Origin of the sequence: Streptococcus parasanguinis, assembly GCF_001578955.1 — a bacterium.
GTDB lineage: Bacteria > Bacillota > Bacilli > Lactobacillales > Streptococcaceae > Streptococcus > Streptococcus parasanguinis_U.
The window spans coordinates 1-673 of the sequence record NZ_KQ969712.1 but is presented as its reverse complement, the minus strand read 5'-3'; the positions used below and the strand labels follow the sequence as shown (position 1 = coordinate 673).

General features: G+C 30.9%; 1 protein-coding gene. It reads right to left on the bottom strand.

All coding sequences use genetic code 11. The annotated features are described in order from the left end of the window. Nucleotides 1-242 precede the first annotated feature (242 nt). A complete protein-coding gene (locus SPADD19_RS13025) occupies nucleotides 243-449 on the bottom strand; it encodes a hypothetical protein (protein ID WP_049475280.1) in 207 nt (68 codons plus the stop codon). Between the last annotated feature and the right edge of the window lie 224 nt (nucleotides 450-673).

Genomic DNA, 673 nt, shown 5'->3' with positions numbered 1-673 from the left:
TTTCGTCTTCCTCTATGAGACTGACCTATTTTTTAGTGTCACAGTGCCTCAGATATGGACGATAGCCTATGCTATAAAATTCATATAAAGATAATCAACAACAAAATAAGCAAGAATAGGGAAAAGTCTTTAGATCAAAAAACGCATAATATTAGGTTTTGAAGAACCTTGATACTATGCGTTTTATTGTGGGGAGATTTACTTTATTTTCTCCTGAAATTGAGTTTTTACCTAGTATCGTTTTACTTACGATTAGAAATGAAAAATTTATCAATGAATAGTAAGTGAAATAATGCAAGTATAAATCCCCAGAAACTACCACGAAGAGAGAATTCTTGATGATTAAGAGGAAGCAAATCACGGTTTCCTACATAGATGCATGTCAAAACCACAAATAGAATCCAAAATAAATCAGTCCATTTATATTTTGAAAAATATTTTTTTAACATAATAACACCTTCTTTCTTTGCTATAATAACATTATATGACAAAATGTAAGCGAAAACAAATAAAAAATAATAGGATGATTCGGAGGATAACACCTCCACTTTTTTGTATAGATGCCCCGATTTTTTTAATCATACAAAAATCACGCATTTTCGTTGCTGACACAGCAATTCTGAGCGTTTTTCAGAACATTTTGCGACCTATCAACTATGAAGAATCCTTAGAA